Annotated in this window: 2 protein-coding genes (1 of these 2 cut by a window edge); both read left to right on the plus strand. The window is 64.1% G+C overall.

The features are described 5' to 3' along the window. Positions 1 to 1,991 carry the final stretch of an amino acid adenylation domain-containing protein gene (locus ACZYSM_RS19475; RefSeq protein ID WP_489073637.1) on the plus strand. 7,852 nt of this gene lie to the left of the window's left edge, so 1,991 of the gene's 9,843 nt are visible here — the last part of the coding sequence; its start codon lies beyond the left edge, outside the window; it ends in the stop codon at positions 1,989 to 1,991. Beyond that, a complete protein-coding gene (locus ACZYSM_RS19480; RefSeq protein WP_489073639.1) occupies positions 1,988 to 21,484 on the plus strand; it encodes an amino acid adenylation domain-containing protein in 19,497 nt (6,498 codons plus the stop codon). The genes ACZYSM_RS19475 and ACZYSM_RS19480 overlap by 4 nt, the downstream gene beginning before the upstream one ends. The last annotated feature ends 208 nt before the right edge of the window (positions 21,485 to 21,692 follow it).

Below are 21,692 nucleotides of genomic sequence, written 5' to 3' on the forward strand. Positions count from 1 at the left end.
GCACCAACTACCCGCTGGCACTGAACGTGGATGACCAAGGTGACAGCTTCCGCTTGAACGTACAGGCCATCGCGGTGGATGCCCAGCGCGTGGTGGACTATGTGCAGACGGCTTTGCATAACTTGGTGCAGGCGCTGGAGACCGCGCCGCACAGCGCCTTGCAGCAACTCTCGGTGCTACCGGCCGAGGAGCGTGAAACCGTGCTGGTGGCCTTCAACGACACGGCCCGCGACTACCCGCTGCAACAAACCCTGCATGGGCTGTTCGAAGCCCAAGTGGCGCGCACGCCGGACGCCGTCGCAGTATTGGCGGACGCCCGGCACCTGAGTTATCGCGAGCTGAACGAGCGCGCCAACCGCTTGGCTCATCATCTGCGCGAGCTCGGTGTGGTGCCCGATTCGCGGGTGGCGATCTGCGCTGAACGCAGCCTGGGAATGGTGGTTGGCTTGCTGGCAATTCTCAAGGCCGGCGGCGGTTATGTGCCGCTGGACCCTGCTTATCCGCTGGAACGCCTGGCCTACATGCTTGAAGACAGCGCGCCGGCCGTGGTGCTGGTCCAACGCGCCACCCGTGCCTTGCTGGGTCACCTCGACGTGCCGGTCGTCGACTTGGAGCGCCTCACCTGGCAACAGCAGCCGGCGAGCAACCCGTTGATTGCCGGGTTGACCCCACAACACCAGGCCTACGTGATCTACACCTCCGGCTCCACCGGCAAGCCCAAGGGCGTCATCAACGAACACAGCGCGGTGGTCAACCGCCTGCTGTGGATGCAGGAAGCCTACGGCCTCGACGCCAGCGACACGGTGCTGCAGAAAACCCCGTTCAGCTTCGATGTGTCGGTGTGGGAGTTCTTCTGGCCGCTGTTTACCGGGGCGCGCCTGGTCATGGCCCGTCCTGACGGGCACAAGGACCCCGCGTACCTGTGCGAGATCATCCAGGCCGAACGTATCACCACGCTGCACTTTGTGCCGTCGATGCTCGAGGTATTCCTCGCCCATGGTGATCTCAGCCAGGCGGCCGGGCTGGTACGCGTGATGTGCAGCGGCGAGGCACTGCCGGGCAGTGTGGTGCGCCGCTTCAAGCAGCAACTGCCGACCAGCGCCTTGTTCAACCTCTATGGGCCGACCGAAGCGGCGGTGGACGTTACCGCCTGGGACTGCGCCGGGCCGACCACCCCGGACAACACGCCGATCGGCAAGCCGATCGCCAATACCTACCTCTATGTGCTGGATGAACACTTGCAGCCGGCGCCACTGGGGGTCAGTGGCGAACTGTTTATCGGTGGCGTGCAGGTTGCCCGTGGCTACCTGAATCGCCCGGAACTGACGGCCGAACGCTTCGTTGACAACCCCTTCAACGCCGGGCGCATGTACCGCACCGGTGATGTCGGACGCTTCCTGGTCGACGGCAATATCGAGTACCTGGGCCGTAACGATGACCAGGTCAAGATTCGTGGCCTGCGCATAGAACTGGGGGAAATCCAGGCACGCTTGGGCGAATACCCGCAGATCCAGGAAGCCGCGGTGCTGGCCCGCGAGGACGTGCCGGGCGACAAGCGCCTGGTGGCCTATTACACCGGCGTGCCGGCCGAGGCTGAAGCCTTGCGCACGCACCTGTTGGCGCTATTGCCGGACTACATGGTGCCGCAATTGTTCGTGCACCTTGAGGCGCTGCCGCTGAGCCCCAACGGCAAGCTCGACCGCAAAGCCCTGCCGGCACCCGACCTCGGGGCGTTACGTACGCGTGAGTATGAGGCGCCGTTGACCGACACCGAAATCGCACTGGCCCGGCTCTGGGCTGAATTGCTGGAGGTCGACCAGGTCGGTCGACATGACCATTTCTTTGAACTGGGCGGCCATTCATTACTCGCCGTCAGCCTGATCGGGCGGTTACGCCAGGAAGGCATCGATGCAAACGTCAAGGCGCTGTTCAAGCAACCCACGCTCTGGGAATACGCCGAAATTACAGAAAGAATGGAGATGGTCCTGTGAGTGTTCTCGAACTGTTGGCGACATTAAAAGAAAAAGACGTTCAGCTTGCCGTCAAGGGTGACCAACTCGTGGTGCAGGGCAACAAGCAAGCGTTGAAGGAGCCCAGCGTATTGGCGTCGCTGCGTGAGCACAAAGCCGCGTTGATCGCCTTGATCAACGCTGGCGAGTACCGCGCCGAGCGCGCCGGACAGGTCACGGTGCCGGCCAACCGCATCCCCGCCGATTGCACGCACATCACCCCGGACATGCTGGCGCTGACGACACTGGATCAGGCCAGCATCGAGCGCATCGTCGCGTGTATTCCCGGCGGCGCAGCCAACATCCAGGACATCTACCCGCTGGCGCCGCTGCAATCGGGCATCCTGTTCCATCACCTGTCTGCGCAACAGGGCGACCCCTACGTGCTGCAATGCATGATCGGCATGGACAACCGTCAATGCCTGGATGACTTCAATCAGGCCCTGCAACACGTGATCGACCGGCACGACAGCTTCCGCACCGCCGTGCTCTGGGACGGCCTGGAAGAACCCCAGCAAGTGGTACTGCGCCAGGCGCGCCTGCAGGTGGAAGAAGTCGCGCTGGACCCAACCGTCGGCGACATTCGCCAGCAATTGGAACAGCGCTTCGACAACCAGCATTTCCGCATGGACATCAGCCAGGCGCCGCTGATCCGCATCGCCTGCGCGCACGACCCGGTCAATGATCGCTGGCTGGCCTTGCTGATGTTGCATCACATCGTCTCCGACCACGCCGCGTTGGCGGTGGTGCAGCATGAAATCCAGCAATACCTGCTGGGCCAGGCCGCGCAACTGGGCAAGCCGGTGCCGTACCGCAATTACGTGGCCCAGGCACGCCTGGGTGTCAGTGAGCAGCAGCACGAAGCGTTTTTTCGCGAGATGCTTGGCGACGTGGACGCACCGACGCTGCCCTTTGGCCTGGCGGATGTGCAAGGGGACGGCCAGGTGCTGCAAGAGGCCGTGCAGGCGGTTCCGGCGGCGTTGGGCCAGCGCCTGCGCACCCAGGCCCGGCAGCAAGGGGTCAGTACGGCCAGCTTGTGTCATCTGGCGTGGGGCCAGGTGCTGGCGGCCATCACCGGCAATGAACGGGTGGTCTTCGGCACAGTATTCCTCGGGCGTATGGAGAGTGGCGAAGGCGCCGAGCATGCGCTGGGCATGCTGATCAACACCTTGCCACTGCGCGTCGACGTGGGCGGTCACAGCCCGGCCGCCGCACTCAAGGCAACCCATGCGCGGCTCACCGCGTTGCTCGGCCATGAGCATGCACCATTGGTGCTGGCGCAACGTTGCAGCGGCGTGGCCTCGCCGCAACCCTTGTTCAGCGCCTTGCTCAATTATCGCCACAGTGCCCATGACCTGGGGTCCGAGCAGGCCCAGACGGCCTGGCGCGGTATCGAATTTTTCCATACCGAAGAGCGCACCAACTACCCGCTGACCCTCAGTGTCGATGAACTGAGCGACGGTTTTGCCGTCACCGTCCAGGCGTTGCCGGTACTGGGCGCGCAACGTTTTTGCGAATACATGCTGACCGCACTGGAACATCTGGTGCAGGCGCTGGAGCAAAGCTCATCGATAGCGGTCAACCAACTGCCGGTGCTGCCAAGCGCCGAGCGTGCGCAACTGCTCGAAGGCTTCAACCAGACCCAGGTCGACTACCCACGCGGGCTGACCATCCATCAGCGTATCGAACAACAGGTGCTGCGCGACCCGCAGGCGGTCGCGGTGCTGTACGACGGGCAGGCGCTGTCCTATGGTGAACTGAACCAGCAGGCCAACCACCTGGCCTTGCAACTGCTTGAACTGGGTGTGCGGCCGGACGATCGCGTGGCGATCTGCGCGCGCCGAAGTCTGGAAACCCTGGTGGGTCTGCTGGCGATCCTCAAGGCCGGCGCGGCGTATGTGCCGATTGACCCGGCGCACCCGCTGGACCGCATCGGCTACCTGCTCGAAGACAGTGCCCCGGTGGCCGTGCTGGTACAGCCGGGCCTGGCTGAGCGTTTGCCGGCCCTGCAAGTACCGGTGCTGAAACTCGACAGTCGCCTGCTGCAAGGGCCTGCGCAAGACAATCCACACATCGCCGGCCTGACCCCGGCGCACCTGGCGTATGTGATTTACACCTCCGGGTCCACCGGCCTGCCCAAAGGCGTGATGGTCGAACACCAGACCCTGGAGAACCTGGTGAACTGGCACTGCCAGGCGTTCGACCTGCACGCGGGCAGCCACACCTCCAGTGTCGCCGGGTTTGGTTTCGACGCGATGGCCTGGGAAGTCTGGCCGGCCTTGTGCGCGGGAGCGACCCTGCATCTACCGCCGGCGGCCCACGGCAATGAAGACATTGACGCGCTGCTGGCCTGGTGGCGGGCGCAGCCGCTGGACGTCAGCTTCTTGCCCACCCCGGTGGCCGAGTACGCCTTCAGCCAGTCACTGGAACACCCGACCCTCAAGACCCTGCTGATCGGCGGCGATCGTCTGCGCCAGTTCAATACGCCACGGCGCTTCAAGCTGATCAACAACTACGGTCCGACCGAAGCGACGGTGGTCGCGACCTCTGGGCTGATCGAAGCCGGCAAGACCCTGCACATCGGCAAACCGGTGGCCAACGCCCAGGTCTACGTGCTGGATGCACAGCTCAAGCCGGTGCCGCTGGGCGCGACCGGTGAGCTGTATGTCGGAGGCGGTGGGGTGGCGCGCGGTTACTTGAACCGTGCGCAAATGACCGCCGAACGTTTTGTGAATGATCCGTTCAGTGCCGCGCCGCAGGCGCGCATGTACCGCACCGGCGACCTGGCGCGCTGGCTGCCTGACGGCAACCTTGAATACCTGGGGCGTAACGATGACCAAGTGAAGATCCGCGGCGTGCGTATCGAACTGGGTGAACTCGACAGCTGCCTGGGCGCGCATCCGCAGGTCCGTGAAGCCGTGGTATTGGCCCTGGACGGACGCCTCATCGCCTATTTCACCGAGCGCGAGGCGCTGGACATTGAAACCCTGCGCGGTTTTATGCAGGCGCAACTGCCGGAGTACATGGTGCCGTCCGCCTATGTACGCCTGGACAACCTGCCGCTGACCGCCAACGGCAAGCTGGACCGCAAGGCCCTGCCGGAGCCGGACCACGAGGCCATGCTCAGCCGCAGCTATGTCGCGCCGCTGGGCGAAGTGGAAGCCACCCTGGCGCAGATTTGGGCAGACGTGCTCAAGGTCGAGCGCGTCGGGCGCCATGACCATTTCTTCGAATTGGGCGGGCATTCGTTGCTGGCGGTCAGCCTGGTAAGCCGCATGCGCCAGGCCGGCTTGAACGCCGATGTGCGCGTGCTGTTCAGCCAGCCGACGCTGGCGGCGTTGGCGGCGGCTGTCGGCCACGGCCGTGAAGTGACGGTTGCGCCCAACCGCATCCAGGCCGATTGCCAACGCATTACCCCGGACCTGTTGCCCCTGATCAGCCTGGACCAGGCCAGCATCGACCGTATCGTCGCCAGCGTGCCCGGCGGAGTCGCCAATGTGCAGGATATCTACCCGCTGGCACCGCTGCAGGAAGGCATTCTGTACCACCACCTCAGTGCTGAGCATGGCGATCCGTATTTGCTTCAGGCGCGCTTCAGCTTTGCCGACAGCCAACGCTTGCAGGCGTTTGTACAGGCGTTGCAGGCCGTGATTGACCGGCATGACATCTTGCGCACCGCAATGGTACTGGAGGGCCTGTCGGCGCCGGTACAAGTGGTGTGGCGCAAGGCTGAACTGGACGTGCGGCATGTGGTGGTGGATGTCGCGAAAGGCGCTGTGCTTGCCCAACTGGAGCAGCGTTTTGGCGCCCGCCAGCATCGCCTGGACCTGGCCCGTGCGCCAATGATGCAACTGGTGCATGCCGAGGACCCGGCCAACCAGCGTGTGGCCGCGATCCTGTTGTTCCACCACATTGCCCTGGACCATACCGCGCTGGACGTGGTGAGCCAGGAAATGCAGGCCTACCTGCTGGACCCGAGCGCTGAACTGCCGGTGCCGGTGCCGTATCGCAATTATGTGGCCCAGGCGCGCCTGGGTGTCAGCGAGCAAGAGCACGAAGCGTTCTTCCGCGAGTTGTTGGGTGATATCGACGAACCGACGTTGCCGTTCGGCCTGCAGGATGTGCAGGGCGATGCCCAGACGATCGAAGAGGCCCGCCTGGGCGTCGATCCCGAATTGAACCGGCGCTTGCGCAGCCAGTTGCGCCACCTTGGCGTCAGTGCCGCCAGCCTGTTCCACTTGGCTTGGGCCCAGGTGCTGGCCGGTGTCACCGGCCAGCAACACGTGGTTTTCGGCACGGTATTGATGGGCCGCATGCTCGGCGGCGAAGGCGCCGAACGGGCGTTGGGGATGTTCATCAATACCTTGCCGTTGCGCATTGATGTGGACAGTCGCGATGCTCGCGCCGGCGTACGCCAGGCGCATTCGCGCTTGAGCGCGCTGCTGGGCCATGAGCATGCCTCGTTGGCCCTGGCGCAACGCTGCAGCCAGGTGCTGGCAACGCTGCCGTTGTTCAGTGCACTGCTCAACTATCGCCATAGCAGTGCGGGCGATGGGTCGGCACAGACCCAGCAAGCCTGGCAGGGCATGGAAGGGCTTGGCGGCGAAGAACGCACCAACTACCCACTGACCTTGAACGTCGATGAATGGGGTGACGGTTTCAGCCTGACAGTGTTGACCTTGCCAGAAGTCGGGGCGCAACGCCTGTGCGCGTTTGTGCATCAGGCATTGGAGCACCTGGTGCAGGCACTGGAGCAATCGTCCACGACCGCGCTGCACACGCTGGCAATCCTGCCGGCTGATGAGCGTGAGCAGGTGGTGACGGCATTCAACGCCACGGCGCGCGACTACCCGCAGACCCAGACCGTCCACGCAATTTTCGAAGCGCTCGCGACCAAGCAGCCGACGGCACTGGCCGCCGTGCACGCGGCACAACGGGTGACCTATGCCGAATTGAATGCACGGGCCAACCGCTTGGCCCATTACTTGATCGGCCTGGGCGTGGCGCCGGGCGAGCGCGTCGCGATCCTGCTCGAACGTTCCGTGGACCTGCTGGTGAGCCAGTTGGCGATCAGCAAATGCGCGGCCGTGTATGTGCCGCTGGACGTTAATGCGCCGCTGGACCGTCAAGGCTTCATGGTCGTGGACAGCGGGGCGCAACTGTTGCTCAGCGTGGCCTCGATCGCTACGCCGCCGGGCGCGCGTCGCCTGGACCTCGACCGCCTGGACCTGAGCGCTGGTCCCGACTGCAACCTGGCACTGGAGCAATCGGCCGAGACGGCTGCGTACATCATGTACACCTCCGGCTCCACCGGCACGCCGAAGGGCGTATTGGTACCGCACCGGGCAATTACGCGCTTGGTGATCAACAACGGCTATGCCGATTTCAATCAGCACGACCGTGTGGCGTTTGCCTCAAACCCGGCGTTTGATGCCAGTACCCTCGACGTGTGGGCGCCCTTGCTCAACGGCGGCGCGGTCGTGGTGGTGGATCACGACGTGCTGCTGTCCCGCCAGCTGTTTGCCCAGTTGCTCAGCGCTGAAGCGGTGAATGTGCTTTGGATGACTGCCGGCCTGTTCCACCAATACGCCGAAGGGCTGCTGCCGGTGTTCACGCAACTGCGTTACCTGATCGTCGGCGGCGATGTGCTCGACCCGCGTGTCATCGCCCGGGTGCTCAAGGACGGCGCACCGCAGCACCTGCTCAATGGATATGGCCCGACCGAAGCGACTACCTTCTCGACCACCTTTGAAATCACCTCGGCCGAGGAGGGCAGCATTCCGATTGGCCGGCCAGTCGGCAACAGTCGTACCTACGTGCTGGATGCCCATCAGCTGCCGGTACCGGTTGGCGTGACCGGCGAGCTGTATATCGGTGGTCAGGGTGTCGCCCTGGGCTATCTCAACCGTGCGGACCTGACGGCGGAGAAATTCCTCGCCGACCCGTTCAGCGACGCTGGCCTGATGTACCGCACCGGCGACCTGGTGGCCTGGCGCGCGGACGGCACCTTGCAGTACCTGGGGCGTAACGACCAGCAGGTGAAAATCCGTGGTTTCCGCATTGAATTGGGCGAGATCGAGACACGCCTGAGCGAGCACCCACAGGTCAAGGACGCCGTGGTACTCGCCCGTGAGGACGAACCAGGGCACAAGCGCCTGGTGGCGTATTTCACTGAGCGTGACGCGGTCGACCTCCAGGCGCTGCATGAGCACCTTCAAGTGCAGTTGCCGGAGTATATGGTGCCGAGCGCCTATGTGCGCCTGGACAGCTTGCCGCTGACCAACAACGGCAAGGTCGACCGCAAAGCCTTGCCCGCACCCGATCAGGACGCGTTGCTCAGCCGTGGCTACGAAGCGCCGCAAGGCGACGTGGAGAACGTGCTCGCGCAGATCTGGGCCGATGTGCTCAAGGTCGAGCAGGTCGGGCGGCACGACAATTTCTTCGAACTGGGTGGGCATTCGCTGCTGGCCGTCAACCTGATCGAGCGCATGCGCCAGGCCGACCTGAGCGCCGACGTGCGTGTGCTGTTCCGCCAGCCGACCCTGGCGGCGCTGGCCGCCGCGGTGGGCAGTGGCCGTGAAGTCGCCGTGCCGGCCAACCTGATCAGCCCCGAGTGCGCGCGCATTACCCCCGAACTGTTGCCGCTGGTCACACTGGATCAGGCGAGCATCGAGCATATCGTCGCGCAAATCCCGGGTGGCACGGCGAATGTGCAGGATATCTACCCGCTGGCACCGTTGCAGGAAGGCGTGCTTTACCATCATATCCGCGCCGAAACCGGTGATCCCTACCTGCTGCAATCCAGCTACGGCTTTGACAACCTGGAGCGTTTCCAGGTGTTCGCCGAGGTGTTGCAGGCGGTGATCGATCGCCATGACATCCTGCGTACCAGTCTGGTCTGGCAAGGTTTGGAAAACCCGGTGCAAGTGGTCTGGCGCAAAGCCGTACTGGGTGTCGAGCAGATGCATGTGCAAGCGCAGGGCGCTGACGTCGTGAGCCAACTGCGTGAACGTTTCGACGCCCGTCACTATCGTCTGGACCTGACCCAGGCGCCGTTGATGCGCATCGTCTATGCCCATGACGAGGCCAACCAGCGTGTGGTCGCCTTGCTGATGTTTCATCACCTGGTGATGGACCACACCGCGCTCGACGTGGTGCAACAGGAAATGCGCATGCTCCTGCTGGGGCAAACGGAGCAACTGGGCCACGCCGTGCCGTACCGCAACTATGTGGCGCAGGCTCGCCTGGGCAGTGCCGATGTGGAGCACGAACGGTTCTTCCGCGACATGCTCGGCGCAATCGATGAGCCGACCTTGCCGTTCGGCCTGCAGGACGTGCAAGGCGATGGGCATGGGGTGGGCGAAGCCACGCGCCTGCTCGATATCGACTTGAGCCTGCGTTTGCGTGAACAGGCACGCCAGAGCGGCGTGAGTGCCGCCAGCCTGTTTCACTTGGCTTGGGCGCGCGTGCTCGGCACCTTGTCGGGCCGCCAACAGGTGGTGTTCGGCACCGTGCTGCTCGGCCGTATGCAAGGCGGTGAAGGCGCGGACCGCGCGTTGGGCATGTTTATCAACACCTTGCCGCTACGAGTCGATGTTGACGCTGCCGGCGTGCGCTCTGCCGTCAAGTCCACCCATGCGCGCCTGACCGCACTGCTCGGTCATGAGCATGCGTCCCTGGCCCTGGCCCAACGTTGCAGCGGGGTGCCGGCGAGTACGCCGTTGTTCAGCGCCTTGCTCAATTACCGTCACAGTGGTGTGGTCGACGCCGCCGCCACACTCGACGACGCGTGGCACGGCATGTACTTCTTGCATGCCGAAGAACGCACCAACTACCCGATCACCCTCAGCGTCGATGACCTGGGCGAGCAATTCAATCTCAGTGCACTGGTGGTCTCGCCCCTGGAGGCGCAGCGCATCTGTGATTACCTGCTCAACGCCGTGGAGCACCTGGTGCAAGCGTTGGAACAGGAGCCCCACACACCGTTCGAGCAATTGCCGGTGGTGCCGGCGGCCGAAGTTCGCCAAGTGCTGGTCGAGTTCAACGCAACCAGGCGTGACTACCCGTATACCCAGACGCTTCATGCGCTGTTCGAGGCGCGTACGGCGGCGGCCCCCGAGGCCGTGGCAGCGGTGCATGGCACGCGAACTTTGAGCTACACGCAACTGAACCGGCGTGCCAACCGCCTGGCCCACCATTTGCTCGGCCTTGGCGTGGCACCGGGCGAGCGCGTGGCGATCCTGCTGGAGCGCTCGCTGGACCTGCTGGTGAGCCAGTTGGCGATCAGCAAGTGCGCGGCGGTGTATGTGCCGCTGGACATCAACGCGCCGCTGGACCGTCAAGGCTTCATGGTTGCGGACAGTGGTACACAGTGGCTGCTCACGTTGGCGTCGATCGAGGTGCCCGATGGCGCCCGTCGTCTGGACCTGGACCGCCTCGATTTCACTGACACCCCCGATTGCAACCCGGCACTGGAGCAATCGGCCGAAACGGCGGCGTACATCATGTACACCTCCGGCTCCACCGGCACGCCGAAGGGCGTATTGGTACCGCACCGGGCAATTACGCGGTTGGTGATCAACAACGGCTATGCCGATTTCAACCAACGCGACCGCGTGGCCTTTGCCTCCAACCCGGCGTTCGATGCCAGTACCCTCGACGTTTGGGCTCCCTTGCTCAATGGCGGCGCGGTGGTGGTGGTCGACCAGGACACGCTGTTGTCCCAGGCTGATTTCGCCGCGCTGTTGCAGCAGCAAGCGATCAGCGTGTTGTGGATGACCGCCGGCCTGTTCCACCAATACGCCGAAGGGCTGCTGCCGGTGTTCACGCAACTGCGTTACCTGATCGTCGGCGGCGATGTGCTCGACCCGAGTGTCATCGCCCGGGTGCTCAAGGACGGCGCACCGCAGCACCTGCTCAATGGCTATGGCCCGACCGAAGCGACTACCTTCTCGACCACCTTTGAAATCACCTCGGCCGAGGAGGGCAGCATTCCGATTGGCCGGCCAGTCGGCAACAGTCGTACCTACGTGCTGGATGCCCATCAGCTGCCGGTACCGGTTGGCGTGACCGGCGAGCTGTATATCGGTGGTCAGGGCGTTGCCCTCGGCTACCTGAACCGTGCCGACCTGACGGCGCAAACATTCCTCGCCGACCCGTTCAGCGACACGGGCTTGATGTACCGTACCGGCGACCTGGTGGCCTGGCGCGCGGACGGTACCTTGCAGTACCAGGGCCGTAACGACCAACAGGTGAAAATCCGTGGTTTCCGCATCGAGCTGGGCGAGATCGAGGCACGCCTGAGCGAGCACCCACAGGTCAAGGACGTGGTGGTGCTGGCCCTTGAAGACGAGCCAGGGCTCAAACGTCTGGTGGCCTATTTCACCGAGCGCGACAGTGTCGACCTCCAGGCGCTGCGTGACCATCTGCAGGCGCAATTGCCGGACTACATGGTGCCTGCCGCCTACGTGCGCCTGGATCAGTTGCCGCTGACCAACAACGGCAAGGTCGACCGCAAAGCCTTGCCTGCACCCGACCAGGACGCGTTGCTCAGCCGTGGCTACGAAGCGCCGCAAGGCGACGTGGAGAACGTGCTCGCGCAGATCTGGGCCGATGTGCTCAAGGTTGAGCAAGTAGGGCGTCATGACAACTTCTTCGAACTGGGCGGTCATTCGCTGCTGGCCGTGAACCTGATTGAACGCATGCGCCGCGCCGACCTCAGTGCCGACGTGCGCGTACTGTTCAGCCAACCGACCTTGGCGGCACTGGCCGCCGCCGTCGGCTCAGGCCGCGAGGTGGCCGTGCCGGCCAACCTGATTACCCCCGAGTGCACGCATATCACCCCGGACCTGCTGCCCCTGGCCCAACTGGACCAAGCGGCGATCGATCGCATCGTTGCCAGCGTGCCGGGCGGCGTGAGCAATGTGCAGGACATTTACGCCCTGGCGCCGTTGCAGGAAGGTATTCTCTATCACCACATCACGGCAGAGCAGGGCGACCCGTACCTGCTGCAATCGCAATTGGAGTTCGACGACGTCGAGCGTCTGCAGGCATTTGCCCAGGCGCTGCAGCAGGTGGTCGACCGTCATGACATCCTGCGTACGGCCGTCGTGTGGGAGGACATGGCCAGCCCGGCGCAAGTGGTGTGGCGCAATGCCGAGTTGCGAGTGCAAGCGATTGACCTGGACCCAGCCGACGGTGACATTCTGGCTCAACTGCATGGGCGCTTTGACGCCCGGCATTACCGCCTCGAGGTCAGCCAGGCTCCGCTGATTCGCCTGGTGTATGCCGAGGACCGCGCCAATCAACGCGTGGTAGCCATCCTGTTGTTCCATCACCTGGCCCTGGACCATACCGCCCTGGAGGTGGTCAGCCAGGAAATGCAGGCTAGCCTGCTGGGGCAGGCCGAGCCCCTGGCGCCTGCGATTCCGTACCGCAACTATGTGGCCCAGGCGCGCCTGGGTCTCAGTGAACAAGAACACGAGACGTTCTTCCGCGACATGCTCGGTGATATCGACGAGCCGACGTTGCCGTTCGGTTTGCAGGATGTAAAGGGCGAGGGGCACGCCATCCGTGAAGCCTCGTTGACCCTGGACGCCGCGTTGAGCCGGCGCCTGCGCACACGGGCACGGCTACTGGGTATCAGCGCCGCCAGCGTGTTTCATCTGGCGTGGGCCAAGGTGTTGGGCAATGTGTCCGACGCCCGCCACGTGGTGTTTGGTACCGTATTGATGGGCCGTATGCAAGGTGGCGACGGCGCCGACCGTGCGCTGGGCATGTTTATCAATACCTTGCCGCTGCGGGTCGATATCACGGGCATGGGCGTGCAGGCTGCGGTCAAGGCGACCCATGCGCGCTTGACCGGGCTGCTTGGGCATGAACATGCGTCGCTGGCCCTGGTGCAACGTTGCAGCGGGGTGGCGCAATCGACACCGCTGTTCAGTGCATTGCTCAACTACCGTCACACGCCGGCGGCGCACACCACGCTGACGGCCGAGATGGAGCAGGCCTGGCGCGGGATGCGCTTCCTGGCGTCCGAAGAACGTACCAACTACCCGGTCAGCCTGAGCGTCAATGACCTGGGTGAAGACTTTAGCCTGGATGCGTTGACGGTCGCGTCGGTGGACCCGCAACTGATCTGCGGTTACCTCGCGACCCTGCTCGAGCAGCTGGTCGAGGCCTTGGAGCAGACGCCACAGATGGCGCTCGAGCATCTGTCGATGCTCTTGCCGAAGCAAACTCGCCAGTTGATCGTGGACTTCAACGCCACTGACGCCGAGTACCCACGGGACTTGACCGTGGTGCAGATGATCGAGGCACACGCCTTGCACACGCCGCACGCCGTGGCGGTGGTGCTGGGTGACCAGACGCTGAGCTACCGCCAAATCAACGAACAGGCCAACCAGGTGGCGCATCACCTGCGCAGCCTCGGCGCGCAGGCCGATGCACGGGTGGCGATCTGCATAGAGCGCAGCCCAGCGATGATTGTCGGGCTGCTGGGCATTCTCAAGTCGGGCGCCGCCTATGTGCCACTTGACCCGCAATATCCGTCGCAACGCCTGGCACTGACCCTCCAAGACAGCCAGCCGCTGGCCGTGCTAGTGCAGGCTCAGACCCGCGGGGTACTGGGTGACAGCGGTATCGCGCTGCTGGACTTGGACGACGCGCTGTTACGTGCGCAACCGCTGCACAACCCGGCCACCGTGGCTGGGCCCAATCACCTGGCGTACGTGATCTTCACCTCGGGCTCTACCGGGCGCCCCAAAGGCGTGATGGTCGAGCATGGTTCCCTGGTCAACCACATCACCTGGCAGACCCGCACCTTTGGCTTCGATGCCAATGAACGGATCCTGCAACGCACCTCGGTGGCTTTCGACGCTTCGGTCTGGGAAATCTGGACGCCACTGGCCATCGGTGCGCGCCTGGTGCTGTTGCCGGCACACGCCTCGCGGGACGTTGAGCGGATGGCGCAGACCATGGTGGAACAACAGGTCAGCGTCGCCCAGTTCGTGCCGAGCCTGCTGCGTCTGCTGGTGCAACTGCCGGCCAGCGGCGTGCAATGTCGCTACCTGTTCAGCGGCGGCGAAGCACTGGAGCCCCAGCTGGCGATGCAAGCTCGGGCACTGACCACTCACGGTATCGTCAACCTGTATGGGCCGACCGAGGCCACCATCGACAGTACCTCGTGGACCTGCGACGGCCACCTGCCGGTCGAATCGGTGCCGATTGGCAAACCGATCGCCAACGTGCGGGCCTATGTGCTCGATGCACGGCTGAAACCGGTGGCGTTGGGGGTCGCGGGCGAGTTGTATATCGGCGGCGCCGGTGTCGCCCGCGGCTACCTGGGGCGCGATGACCTGACGGCCGAGCGCTTCCTGGCAGACCCGTTCACCGGCACTGGACGCTTGTACAAAACCGGTGACCTGGTGCGTTACCTGTCCGACGGCAGCCTCCAATACCTGGGGCGCAATGACGATCAAGTCAAGCTGCGCGGCTTGCGCATCGAACTGGGGGAAATCGAAGCGTGCCTGTTGGCGCACACCGACGTGCGCGAAGCCGTGGTATTGGTGCGTGACGAGCGCCTGGTGGCGTATCTCACGCTGCATGAGGCGGCGTCTGCCCTGGATATCGAAGCCTTGCGCGAGCAGGTGCAGCAGTATTTACCGGCGTACATGGTGCCGCAGGCGTACGTGGTGCTGGAGACCTTGCCGTTGAGCCCCAATGGCAAGCTTGACCGCAAAGCCCTGCCGGAACCGGGCATGGAGTCGGTGATCGCACGGGGTTATGAAGCACCGGTAGGTGCGGTCGAAACCCTGCTGGCGCAGATCTGGGCCGATGTGCTCAAGGTCGAGAAGGTGGGTCGTCATGATCACTTCTTCGAACTGGGCGGGCATTCGCTGCTGGCCGTCGGCCTGATTGGCCGCATGCGCCAGGCCGGCCTGAACGCCGACGTGCGTGTGTTGTTCAACCAGCCAACCCTGGCGGCGCTGGCCGCTGCCGTGGGCAGCGGGCGTGAGATCCAGGTGCCGGCCAACGCAATCCCGGACGGTTGCACACACATTACGCCGCAGCTGTTGCCGCTGGTGACACTTGATCAGGCCAGCGTCGATCGCATTGTCGCCACCGTCGCTGGCGGTGCCGCCAACGTGCAGGATATCTACCCGTTGGCACCGCTGCAGGAAGGCATCCTTTACCATCACATCAGCGCCGAACAGGGCGACCTGTATGTGCAACAGGGCCAGTTCGCGTTTGCCAACCTGGCACGTCTGCAGCAATTTGCCCAGGCCTTGCAACAGGTCATCGACCGCCACGATGTGCTGCGCACCAGCTTTGTCTGGGAGGGTCTGGAGCAGCCGGTGCAAGTGGTCTGGCGCCAGGCGCAGATGATCACCCGGGCGGTGCAGTTCGATCCGCGCGGCGGCGACATCGCCGCGCAACTGGCCGCGCACGTTGACCCGCGCCGGCATCGCTTGAATGTGACCCAGGCGCCGCTGATGCAACTGGTGTACGCCGATGATGAGGCTGGCCAGCGCATCGTCGCTACTCTGCTGTTCCACCACACCATCATGGACCACATGGCCATGGACGTGGTGTGGCGCGAAATGGAGGCGTTCCTGCTCGGCAAAGGGGATGAGTTGGTCGCCTCGGTGCCTTACCGCAACTACGTGGTACAGACGCGCCTGGCCAGCCGCGAGCAGGAACACGAGACGTTCTTTCGTGACATGCTCGGTGATGTCGACGAGCCGACCCTGCCGTTCGCCCAGCAGGACGTGCGTGACGACGGCTACGACATCGATGAGGTCGACCTGACCCTGGATGCGGGCCTGAGCCGGCGTTTGCGCAGCGTGACGCGCAAAAACGGGGTCAGCCCCGCCAGCCTGTTCCATTTGGCTTGGGCGCGGGTGCTGGGAGTGGTTTCCAGTACCGAACGCGTGGTGTTCGGCACCGTGATGATGGGCCGCCTTCAAGGCGGGGAGGGTGCCGACCGGGCCCTGGGCATGTTTATCAATACCTTGCCGCTGCGGGTCGATATCACCCATCAGGGCGTGCAGGAGGCGGTCAAGGCCACCCATGCACGCCTGTCTGGCCTGCTCGCCCATGAGTTGGCTTCTCTGGCCCAGGTGCAACGTTGCAGCGGCGTGCCGCAATCGTTGCCGTTGTTCAGTGCATTGTTCAACTACCGCCACACCCCGGCCAACGCCGCTGAAGTCAGCGAGGCGTCGCTGCGTGCCTGGCAAGGCATGGAGCTGTTACAGGCACGGGAGCGCTCCAACTACCCGCTGACCTTGAGCGTAAACGATTTGGGCGAGGCCTTCAGCCTCAGCGCGCTGGCACTGGCGTCCATGGGCGCGCAACGCATCTGTGCCTACGTGAACCGCGTCGTCGAGCAACTGGTCGAGGCCCTGGAACAGGCGCCGCAGACCGCACTCAATAGCCTGTCGATCTTGCCGGCCGAGGCCCGTCAACAGGTGCTCGGCGGATTCAACGATACGCGTGTCGACTACGCCAACGGCCAGACCATTCACCAGCGTTTCGAACTCCAGGTCGAGCTGTACCCGCATACGCTGGCCGCTGTGTATCAGGGGCAGAGCCTGACCTACAGCGAGCTGAACCGCCAAGCCAACCAACTGGCGCACCAGTTGATCGAACTCGGCGTGCAACCCGACGATCGCGTGGCGATCTGCGCCCAGCGCAGCCTAGAAATGCTGGTGGGGTTGGTGGCGATTCTCAAGGCGGGCGCGTGCTATGTGCCTATCGATGCGGCGCACCCGGCCGAGCGCCTGCGTTACCTGCTCGACGACAGCGCACCAGTGGCCGTGCTGATCCAGCCCGCGCTGGCGCAACGCTTGCCGACCTTGACCGTGCCAGTGATGGAACTGGACCGGCGCCTGTGGCAAGGTCCGTCCAAAGGCAACCCACACATCGCCGGGTTGACCCCGGCGCACCTGGCGTACGTGATCTACACCTCCGGCTCCACCGGCTTGCCCAAGGGCGTAATGGTCGAACATCGCACCCTGGAAAACCTGGTGAGCTGGCATTGTGATGCGTTTGAACTGGGGCACGGCAGCCATACGTCGAGCGTCGCCGGTTTTGGCTTCGATGCCATGGCCTGGGAAGTCTGGCCGGCGCTCTGCGTCGGTGCGACCCTGCATCTGCCGCCCGCCCATGACGGCAGTGAAGACATCGACGCGCTGCTGCGATGGTGGCTGGCCCAGCCGCTGGATGTCAGCTTCCTGCCGACGCCGGTGGCCGAGTACGCCTTCAGCCAAGCGCTGCAACATCCGACCCTCAAGACCCTGCTGATCGGCGGCGACCGTCTGCGTCAGTTCAATACGCCGCAGCGGTTCCATCTGGTCAACAACTATGGCCCGACCGAAGCCACCGTGGTGGCGACCTCCGGGCGTATCGAAGCCGGCCAGGTGCTGCATATCGGCAAGCCGGTGGCCAATACCCAGGTCTACCTGTTGGATGAGCGTCAGCAGCCGGTGCCCCTGGGGGTTGCGGGTGAGCTGTATGTAGCCGGTGCCGGTGTGGCACGGGGTTACCTGAACCGCCCGCAGATGAGCGCCGAACGCTTCCTCAAAGACCCGTTCAGCCGCGACCCGCAGGCCCGCATGTACCGCACTGGCGACCTTGCGCGCTGGCTGGAAGACGGCACCCTCGATTACTTGGGGCGTAACGATGACCAGGTGAAAGTCCGCGGTGTACGCATCGAATTGTGCGAAATCGAAACCCGCCTTGCTGAACAACCCCACGTGCGTGAAGCCGTGGTACTGGCCCGTGAAGGGCGCCTGGTGGCCTACTTCACTGAGACGCAGCCACTGGATGTCGAGACTTTGCGCAACGGCCTGCAAGCGTGCCTGCCGGAGTACATGGTGCCGGCCGCTTATGTACGCCTGGACCTTCTGCCGCTGACCGCCAACGGCAAGCTCGACCGCAAGGCATTGCCCGAGCCGGGGCTGGAAGCGCTGATCAGCCGTGGCTATGAAGCCCCCGAGGGCGAGGTGGAAACCACACTCGCGCAGATCTGGGCCGATGTGTTGAAGCTGGAACAGGTAGGCCGCCACGATAACTTCTTCGAGTTGGGCGGCCATTCCTTGCTGGCTGTGGGCCTGGTTGAGCGGATGCGCCAGGCAGGTTTGCAGGCGGATGTACGTGTGCTGTTCAGCCAACCCACCCTGGCGGCACTCGCTGCGGCAGTGGGGGCCGGTAACGAAGTGGCGGTGCCCGTCAACCGTATTGACGCGGGCTGTACGCACATCACCCCGGACCTGCTGCCGCTGGCCACGCTGGATCAGGCCAGCATCGACCGCATCGTCGCCCATGTCCCCGGTGGCGTTGCCAACGTGCAGGATATCTATGCCCTGGCGCCATTGCAGGAAGGTCTGTTGTATCACCATATCAGCGCTGAGCAGGGCGACCCGTACCAGCAACATGCACTGTTCGCGTTTGACAGTCGCCAGCGTCTGGACGGATTCGTCCAAGCCTTGCAACACGTGATCGGCCGCCATGACATCCTGCGTACCGGGCTGTTTTGGGAGCAGCTTGAGGCACCGGTGCAAGTGGTCTGGCGCGAGGCCCCGTTGGGGCTCGACGAACTGATCCCGCGGGCCGGTGATGTGCTGGCGCAGTTGCGTGAACACTTCAGCCTCGGTCAACACCGCATGGACATCCGCCAAGCGCCGATGATGCACCTGGGGTTCGCCCATGACCCGCAGCACCAGCGCTGGATCGGCATGCTGTCCTTCCACCACATGATCAACGACGCAACGTCCATGGGCGTGCTGGTGGGAGAAATCGAAGCACACATGAGCGGGCGTGCGCAGCAACTGGGGGCCTCGGTGCCGTACCGCAACTATGTGGCCCAGGCCCGCCAGGGCAATGACCAGGCGGCTCACGAGGCGTTCTTCCGCACTATGCTCGGTGATGTCGATGAACCGACCTTGCCGTTTGGTGTGCAACGTATCGACAGCGAGCGCGATGCCACCGAAGAGGTTGATCATTGGCTGGGCGCGGTGCTTAGCCAGCGCCTGCGTCGGCAAGCGCGGCACCTGGGGGTCAGTGCCGCTGCGCTGTATCACTGGGTCTGGGCCCGGGTCATCGGTGCGGTGTCGGCCCGCGATGATGTGGTGTTCGGCACGGTTCTGCTCGGCCGCTTGCAGGCCGGTGACGGTGCTGACCGCTCCATGGGGATGTTCATCAACACCTTGCCGCTGCGCGTGCGCCTGAGCGATGACAGCCTGAGTGCGGCGGTCAAGCATACCCATGTCGCCTTGAGCCAGTTGGTGGCCCATGAGCATGCTTCGCTGACGTTGGCCCAACGCTGCAGCGGCGTAGCGGCACCGGCGCCATTGTTCAGTGCCTTGCTCAACTACCGTCATGCGTCGAGCACGGTCAGCGAAGCCAGTCGTGTGGCCTGGGAAGGTATCCAGATGCTCGCCAACGAAGGGGTCAACAGCTATCCGCTGATCCTCTCGGTGGACGATGTGGGCGAGGACTTCCGCATCAGTGCCTTGGCCCCACGTTCGGTGGGCGCGCAACGGGTGCTGGGCTATGTGTGCACGGCGTTGGTCGGGTTGGTCGATACGTTGGAACACGCACCGCATGCGCCCGCCAATCGCACGTCGTTGCTGGCCGAGGATGAACGCCGGCTGCTGCTGCAGACCTTCAATGGCACCCCGCGGGACTACCCGCATCAGCAACCGGTCCATCAAGTGTTCGAAGCCTGGGCACAGGCACAACCGCAAGCCGTTGCGGCGGTGCATGGCCAACAGCAGGTCAGCTATGCCGAGTTGAACACACGTGCCAACCGCCTGGCTCATTATCTGATCAGCCTGGGTCTGCAAGCGGGCGACAGCGTGGCGGTGCTGCTGGAGCGCTCGATCGACCTGCTGGTGAGCCAACTGGCCATCAGCAAGTGCGCGGCGGTGTATGTGCCACTGGACGTTAATGCGCCCGTCGAACGCCAGGCGTTCATGCTGGAGGACAGCCACGCCACATGGCTGTTGAGCAACACAGGGCAGGCGAGGGTGTTCGATGTGCCGCGCATCGACCTGGACCTGCTGAAGCTTGGCGACCAGTCCGCGCACAACCCGGCACTGGAGCAATCGGCCGAGACGGCGGCGTACATCATGTACACCTCCGGCTCTACCGGCACGCCAAAAGGCGTATTGGTGCCGCACCGAGCAATCACGCGGTTGGTGATCAACAACGGTTACGCCGATTTCAATCAGCAGGATCGTGTGGCGTTTGCTTCCAACCCGGCGTTCGATGCCAGTACCCTCGACGTTTGGGCGCCCTTGCTCAATGGCGGCGCGGTGGTGGTGGTCGACCAGGACACGCTGTTGTCCCAGGCTGATTTCGCCGCGCTGTTGCAGCAGCAAGCGGTCAGCGTGTTGTGGATGACCGCTGGCCTGTTCCACCAATACGCCGAAGGGCTGCTGCCGGTGTTCAAGCAGTTACGCTACCTGATCGTCGGCGGCGATGTGCTCGACCCGAGTGTCATCGCCCGGGTGCTCAAGGACGGCGCACCGCAGCACCTGCTCAATGGCTACGGCCCGACCGAAGCCACCACCTTCTCGACTACCTTTGAAATCACCTCGGCCGAGGAGGGCAGCATTCCGATTGGCCGCCCGGTCGGCAACAGTCGTGCCTACGTGCTGGATGCCCATCAGCAACCGGTGCCGGTCGGCGTGATCGGTGAACTCTACATCGGCGGTCAGGGCGTTGCCCTCGGCTACCTGAACCGTGCGGACCTGACGGCGGAGAAATTCCTCGCCGACCCGTTCAGCGACGCCGGCCTGATGTACCGCACCGGCGACCTGGTGGCCTGGCGTGCCGACGGCACCTTGCAGTACCTGGGGCGTAACGACCAGCAGGTGAAAATCCGTGGTTTCCGTATCGAGCTGGGCGAGATCGAAACCCGCTTGGCCAGCTGCCCCGGGGTCAGGGACGCAGTTGTGCTGGCCCGTGAGGACGAGCCGGGGCACAAGCGTCTGGTGGCCTACTTCACTGAGCGTCAAGCGTTGGACATCGAGGTACTGCGCACGCGCCTGCAAGGGCAACTGCCGGAGTATATGGTGCCGAGCGCCTATGTGCGCCTGGACAGCCTGCCGCTGACCAGCAACGGCAAGGTTGACCGCAAGGCCCTGCCGGCGCCGGACCAGGACGCCTTGCTCAGCCGTGTCTACGAGGCCCCGGAGGGGGCGGTGGAGGTCGCCCTGGCGCTGCTGTGGGAGAACGTGCTCAAGGTTGAGAAAGTGGGGCGGCATGACCATTTCTTCGAACTGGGTGGGCATTCACTGCTGGCGGTCAGCCTGGTTGAGCAGATGCGCAAGCAAGGCATGGACGCCGATCTGCGCGTGCTGCTCGCACAACCGACGCTGGCTGCAATGGCCGCGGCGGTGGGGCGGGTGGAGCACGTGGTGGTGCCGCAATCAAGCGTGCCGACGCTTGAGCGCAAGCGGCGCATTTGAGTCAGCGTCTGATCTGAGGTCCAAGTGGGAGCGGGCTTGCGCGCTCCCACTTTGGCCTCGCGGTGACTCAGTCCCGACTCCCTCCATGGGTTATCGGCATGTCACCCCCGCATTGTCCCGGCTTCCCATGACATACACCTCCCCGTGGATGTTTTAGTTTTCCAGCCCTGTGGAAAGCCCTGGGGCACGTATTCGATCCATCTCTTTT

The organism is Pseudomonas sp. F220, assembly GCF_057813935.1.